This window comes from Nonomuraea sp. NPDC003201 (assembly GCF_053590415.1).
In genome coordinates this window covers 1-6,538 of sequence record NZ_JBSFTC010000459.1, presented here as the reverse complement: position 1 = coordinate 6,538, position 6,538 = coordinate 1, and the positions used below count along the sequence as shown (strand labels likewise).

The following is a 6,538-nucleotide window of genomic DNA, read 5'->3' as shown; positions in this document are numbered from 1 at the left end:
GTGGAACCGGCACCCGGGCGGCGGCGCGGCCGGGTCGGGCAGATCGTCGGCGATCTCGTACGCGTGCCGCTCCCGCCGCCGCCCCGGGTCGGGCACCGGCACGGCGTGCAGCAGCGCCTCGGTGTACGGGTGGCGCGGCCGCCGGTAGAGGTCGGCCGTGCCGGCGTCCTCCACGACCTTGCCCAGGTACATGACGGTGACCCGGTCGCTGATGTGCTCCACCACGGACAGGTCGTGCGAGATGAACAGGTACGTCAGCCCCAGCTCCTCCTGCAGGTCGGTGAGCAGGTTCAGGATCTGGGCGCGGACGGACACGTCCAGCGCGGAGACCGGTTCGTCGGCCACCACGAGCCGGGGCCCGGTGATCAGCGCACGCGCGATGTTGATGCGCTGCCGCTGGCCGCCGGAGAACGCGTGCGGATAGCGCCGCATGTACTCCGGTCGGAGCCCGACGCGGGCCAGCATGTCCGCCACCCGGTCCGTCAGCTCGCCGCCGGAGGCGATGCCGTGGGTCCTGAGGGGTTCGCCGACGATCTGCTGGAGCGTCATCCTGGGGTTGAGCGAGGAGAACGGGTCCTGGAAGATCACCCGGATCTGCCTCCTGAACTCCTTCAGCCGGGCCCCGGTCACCGTGGCGAGATCGACCTCGTCCCCCGACGCCGTCCGGTAGAGGATCCGGCCCGCGGTCGGGTCGGCCAGCCGCGCGACGCAGCGGCCGAGCGTGGTCTTCCCGCAGCCCGACTCCCCCACCAGGCCGAGCGTCCGGCCGGGCAGGATCGTCAGATCGACCCCGTCCACGGCGCGGACGACCCCCGTCGGCCTGCGGAACAGGCCGCCGCCGATCGGGTAGTGCTTGGCCAGCCCCTCGACCTTGAGCAGGGGTCCGGCCTCCTCGGCGGCGGGGGCGGCCCGCTCAGCGACCTGGAGCACAGCGGTTGAGGGCTCGGCCGGGGGCTCGGCCGGGACCTCGTCGAGATGGCAGGAGGCCACGTGCTCCTCGCCGTACCTCTTGAGCGGGGGTGGCGTGGTGTCGCAGAGCCCGTCGATCGCGTGGTCGCAGCGGGTGTGGAACGGGCACCCGTCCGGCACCCGGTGCAGCGACGGCACCATGCCGCGGATCGCGGTCAGCCGCCGGCGGGCCCCGCTGCCCCGCAGCTCCGGAATCGAGCGGAGCAGGGCGCGCGTGTACGGGTGGCGGGGGTCGGAGAAGATCTCCGCCACGGTGCCGCGCTCGACGATCTTGCCGAGGTACATCACGGCGACCTCGTCGGCGATCTCCGCGACCACGCCGAGGTCGTGGGTGATGAACAGGATCGCCATGTCGTTCTGCGCGCGCAGGTCCATCATCAGGTCGAGGATGCGCGCCTGGGTGGTGACGTCGAGCGCGGTGGTCGGCTCGTCGGCGATCAGCAGCGCCGGGTCGCAGCACAGCGCGATCGCGATCATCACGCGCTGGCACATGCCGCCCGACAGCTGGAACGGGTAGGCGTCGAAGCGCCGCCCGGCGTCCGGAATGCCGACCTTGCGCAGCAGCGCGACGCCTTCCTGCCGGGCCTCCTGCCTGGTCAGGTCGCGGTGCAGCCGCAGGGCCTGGGAGAGCTGCGCGCCCACGGTGTACATGGGCGACAGGGACGCCATCGGCTCCTGGAAGATCATGCCGATCTCGCCGCCGCGCACCCGCCGGAGCTCCTCCCCGGCCGGGTCGAGCCCGGCCAGGTCGGTCGCGCCCTTCCAGCGGATCGAGCCCTCGACGATCCGGCCCGGCCGGTCCACGAGCTGCAGGATCGAGCGCGCGGTGACGGACTTGCCGCACCCCGACTCGCCGACCAGGCAGACGGTCCTGCCCGCCGGGACCGGCAGGTCCACCCCGTCCACGGCCTTGAGCACGCCTTCCGAGGTGAAGAAGTGGGTGCGCAGCCCTTCGATCCTGAGCAGCGGCTCTTCCACGAGGTCCTCCCGCGTCAGTGCTTGTACGGGTCGGCCGCGTCACGGAGGCCGTCGCCGAAGAAGTTCATGGCCAGCACGGTCACCACGACCGCGATGCCGGGGATCAGCATCCAGGGCGCGGTGGACACGGCCCGGATGTTCTGCGCCTCCTGCAGCAGCACGCCCCAGCTGATCATCGGGGTCTGCAGACCGAGCCCGATGAACGACAGCGCGGTCTCGGCCAGGATCACCGACGGGATCGACAGCGACAGGTTGGCGATGATGTGGCTGGTGAACGACGGCAGCATGTGCCGGAATATGATGCGCAGGCGCCCGGCGCCGTCGGCGGTCGCGGCCATCACGTACTCCTCGCCGCGTACGGCGAAGAACTTGCCCCGCACCTCCCTGGCCATGCCGGTCCAGCCGACCAGCGAGATGACCACGGTGAGCGCGAAGTAGCGTTCGAGCTGGCTCCACGAGGCCGGCACGGCCGCGAACAGCGCCATCCAGAGCGGGATCGTCGGGATCGACATGATGATCTCGATGACACGCTGGATCACCGTGTCGGTCCGGCCGCCCACGTATCCCGACACGCCGCCGAGCACGATGCCCAGCACCAGCGAGAGCAGCACGCCGACCAGCCCGATCGACATGGAGACCGTGGTGCCCTGGATGATCCTGGACAGCAGGTCGCGGCCGACCGAGTCGGTGCCCAGCAGGTACATGTGCCCCCCGCTCGAAGGGCCGATCAGGTGCCGGTCCCAGGGGATGAACCCGAGCAGCTCGTACGGCTCGCCCTTGACGAAGAACCCGACCGGCACCTTCTTGCCCTCGTCGGCCTCGAACGACAGCGCCAGCGTCTCCGGGTCCTGCTTGAAGGTGTACGGGTGCACGTACAGCCCGGTATCGGTGTCGAAGCGCAGCGCCTGCGGCGGCGCGTAGGTGTAGTCGGCGTTGGTCCTCTGACCGGAGCCGGGGGCGAGGAACGGCGCGAAGACCGCCACCAGGTAGATGGCGACGGTGACGAAGCCGCAGACCAGCGCGACCCGGTGGCGCTTGAAGCCCCACCAGACGAGCTTCCACTGCGACGCGACGGCGAGGGTCTCATCCTTCACGATCGGGCCCTCCTAGTACCTGAGCCGGACGCGCGGGTCCAGCCAGCCGAGCGCGAGGTCGGAGACCAGCGTGCCGACCACCACCAGCACGGCGCTGATCAGCAGGATCGCCCCGGCCAGGTACATGTCCTGGGCGAGCAGCGCGCGCAGCATCAGCGGCCCGGTGGTCTGCAGGTTGAGCACCTTGGAGGTGATCGCGTCCGCCGCGATCAGGCCGGGCAGGACCCAGCCGATGGTGGAGAAGAACGGGTTCATCGCCACCCGCACCGGATACATGATCGTCATCTTCCGCTCGGGCATGCCGCGCGCCCTGGCCGCGACCACGTACGGCTTGCGCAGCTCGTCCAGCAGGTTGGCGCGGAGGACGCGGATGTTGCCCGCGGTGCCGGCCGTGCCCCAGATGACGATCGGGATCCACAGATGGGCCACCAGATCGCCCACCTTGGCCAGGCTCCACGGGGCGTCGCGGTACTCCGGCGACAGGATCCCGCCCGCGTTCAGGCCGAAGAACTTGAGCCCGACCCACATCAGCACCAGCGCGATCAGGAAGTTCGGCACGGCGAGCCCGAGATAGCCGAGGAAGGTGAAGGTGTAGTCGCCCGCGGAGTACTGCCGGATCGCGGAGTAGACGCCGATGGGGAACGACACCGCCCAGATGAAGACGAGCGTGACCAGCGACAGCGTGATCGTCAGCGGCAGCCGCTCGGCGAGCAGCGCGGTGACCGGCCGGGCGTAGTCGAAGGACTCGCCGAAGTCGCCGTGGAACACGATGTTGGAGATCCACTGCCAGTACTGCACGACGACCGGCTGGTCCAGGCCGTAGCGCTCGGTCAGCCGGGCCACCTCGCCCGTGGGCACGGCGTCGCCCTGGGCGGCCCGCTGCGCGGTCAGCGTGGTCAGGTAGTCGCCCGGCGGGAGCTGGATCACCACGAACGTGATGACGGAGATGGCGACCAGCGTCGGGATGAGGACGAGGACGCGCCTGCCGAGGTAGCGCAGCATCGGCTCAGGCCCCGAAGTACCAGGTCGGCACGTTGACGAGCCCGGGCGAGAGGAACTGGAACGCGTCGGGATAGCTCGCCGGCACGTTCTTCAGCTTGTTGCCGACGATCGCGTAGCCGTCGGTGGGCAGGACGATCCCGATGGCGTAGAACTGCTCCTTGGCGATCGCGAGGACCTGCCGGAACAGCTCCTTGCGCTTGGCCTGGTCCGGCTCGGTCCGCATCTGCCAGTAGAGCTCCATCTGGCGCAGCGTCTGTGCGGGCGGCTTCTCCCCGTCCGCGCTCTTGCCAAGGGTCTGGAAGTACATGCCCCAGCGGGTGGCGTAGTTGGACTCCTCCCCGTTGGGGAACCACCAGCGCGGCTCGTCGATCTCGATGCGCAGACCGCCGTCCCCGGCCCAGACGTTCGCGTCGTGGTCGTTGGCCTTGGCCGCCTTGCGGTCGTAGAACAGGGTGCGCTCGATCGGGTTGACCTTCATCTCGACGCCGACCGCCGCCCAGTTCTGGCGGACCAGCTCGGCGGCGTTGGCCCACTCGGGGAACAGCGTGATCAGGTCGAGCGAGAAGCGCAGCCGGTCGCCGCCCGGCAGCAGGCGGAAGCCCTCGCCGTCCTTCTTGCTCAGCCCCGCCTTGTCGAGGTGCTGGTTGGCCAGGTTCACGTCGTACTGCGTGTACTGCTTGGCCATCTGCTCGTCGAAGAACTCCGAGTTGCGGTGCGGCGCCGCCTGCCAGGGCTCGCCCTGGCGCTGGTAGGCGGTGTTGATGATGTTCTGCCGGTCGATGGCGTGGGACAGGCCGACGCGGAAGTCCTTGTTCCTGAAGACCTCGCGCAGCTCCTTGTTCTTGTGGCACAGGTTCAGGGAGATGATCATCCGGTTCATCGTGGTCGGCTCGACCTTGATGAAGTGGTAGCCGCCCTTCTGGCGTCCCTCGGCCAGCACCGGCTTGTTCACGTCGGAGTTGATGTGCCTGGCGTGGAAGTCGAGCTTGCCGTCCACGCCCTGGAGCAGCATCACCTCGGCCTCCTGGATGATCGCGAACTCCAGCTTGTCGATGTAGGGCAGCTGCGCGCCGCCGGAGTCGACCTTCCAGTAGTACGGGTTACGCTCGGCCACCGCCCGGTCGCCGGTGTTGAGCGGGTCGGTCACCACCCACGCGTGCAGGGTCGGGCGTTCGGGGTTGTTCCACCACTTGATCCGGTCCTCCCAGTAGGCCGCGAACTCGCCGAACCCCTTCTTCTTCATGTCCTTCTCGACGTCCTTGTTGTACGTCGGGTGGAAGTCCTTCAGGTAGTGCTTGGGGTAGAAGCCGAAGTTGGCCCCCGTCCAGGTGGCGGTGCGGCAGCCGTCGACGAAGTCGCCCTTGGGCTTGGCGAAGGTGAGCTTCACCGTGTGGTCGTCGACCTTCTCCACCTTGGCGCGCTCGCCGTTCACGTGCAGCAGCGGCGGCACTCCCGTGGGGGTCACCTGCTCGTTGAAGTAGACGTCCTCGATCGCGAACATCACGTCGTCCGCGGTGAACGGCTCGCCGTCCGACCAGCGCATGCCCTTGCGCATGTGGAGGGTGTACTCGGTGCCGTCGGCGTTGGCGGCGACCTCCTTGAGGGTGCCGGGCATCGTCGTCTTGCCGGCGGGGTCCATGCGCAGCATCGGCTCGTAGCCGATCAGGCGCTCCAGCCACGGGTCGTCGCCTTCGCCGAGGCAGGCGCCGTGGTACGTGCCGCCGTAGCCGCCCAGGCCCTCGGGCCCGTCCACGACCAGGCGGTCGGCCATCTCGGGCAGCCGTTCGGCGAGCGGGGGCAGCTTGCCCGCCTTGATCTGGTCGGCGAGCATCGGGGCCTCCAGCGGGCGGTCGGCCTGAGGTGCGCTCTTCGACGGCTGCGATCCGCCCTGTGATCCGGTGGCGGTGCACGCCGACAGCGACGTGGTGACGAGGAGGGCGCCGCCGCCGAGCCTGATCAGGTCGCGACGGCTGAGGCTGGAGGGATCGGGTCGATAGGCCATGTCGAGACTCCAAGAACGGCTGGGGGCGAAGGGCTTGGTAACCGGTTACTCGACAAGTTGCGCTGAACGTTAAAAGCAGTTGACACGGTCGTCAAGACCCGTCCGCGAAGCATCGATTCCGGAAATTCCCGGCTTACCAGGGGGTTCACCACGCGGATAGCCGGAGTTGTTAGCATCTCGTTACCTTCGGCCGCGACGGCTCTTGACGGCGATTGTGGCGCGTGCGTATGTTCGGCCCGAGCCGACTAGTAACCGATTACCTGGAGGTGGTCGTGCGCGCTGACCGCCCTCGCGAGCACTGGGTGAAGGTGGCGGACGGGCTGCTCGACGCCGTGCTGCCGTACGCCTCCCCCGGCTTCGCGCAGTACCGGCTGCCGGGCCGGACGAGCTGGTCGGGGCCCGGCTCCGACGGGCTCGAAGGGTTCGCGCGCACCTTCCTGCTCGCCGCGTTCCGCCTCGCGGGCGATCCGGCCGGCGCGCCCGCGGGCCTGCT

General features: G+C 69.3%; 5 protein-coding genes. 1 reads left to right on the top strand and 4 read right to left on the bottom strand.

Going from position 1 to position 6,538, the window contains the following annotated elements; all coding sequences use genetic code 11:
* The 4 genes from ACWDX9_RS57780 to ACWDX9_RS57765 all read right to left on the bottom strand — a co-directional run.
* Nucleotides 1-1,947 (bottom strand): ABC transporter ATP-binding protein (locus tag ACWDX9_RS57780; protein WP_449971770.1); only part of this gene is annotated, 1,947 nt, incomplete at its 3' end.
* A 14-nt stretch (nucleotides 1,948-1,961) separates the two neighbouring features.
* The gene (locus tag ACWDX9_RS57775) at nucleotides 1,962-3,041 is read right to left on the bottom strand and encodes an ABC transporter permease (protein WP_449971767.1); all 1,080 of its coding nucleotides are present in this window, start codon (nucleotides 3,039-3,041) and stop codon (nucleotides 1,962-1,964) included.
* Between the two features lie 12 nt (nucleotides 3,042-3,053).
* Nucleotides 3,054-4,043, bottom strand: a complete 990-nt coding sequence (locus ACWDX9_RS57770; RefSeq protein WP_449971763.1) for an ABC transporter permease — start codon at nucleotides 4,041-4,043, stop codon at nucleotides 3,054-3,056.
* A gap of 4 nt (nucleotides 4,044-4,047) precedes the next feature.
* Entirely contained in the window at nucleotides 4,048-6,045 is a 1,998-nt protein-coding gene (locus ACWDX9_RS57765; protein WP_449971760.1) for an ABC transporter substrate-binding protein, read from the bottom strand.
* A 272-nt stretch (nucleotides 6,046-6,317) separates the two neighbouring features.
* Between ACWDX9_RS57765 and ACWDX9_RS57760 the strand changes: the two genes are divergently transcribed.
* Nucleotides 6,318-6,538: DUF2264 domain-containing protein (locus ACWDX9_RS57760; protein WP_449971758.1), on the top strand; the 221-nt coding region annotated here is incomplete at its 3' end.

Bases quoted from the DNA above. Each gene is read 5' to 3' on its own strand.
- ACWDX9_RS57770 (WP_449971763.1), bottom strand. From the start codon at position 4,043: ATGCTGCGCTACCTCGGCAGGCGCGTCCTCGTCCTCATCCCGACGCTG.
- ACWDX9_RS57765 (WP_449971760.1), bottom strand. From the start codon at position 6,045: ATGGCCTATCGACCCGATCCCTCCAGCCTCAGCCGTCGCGACCTGATC.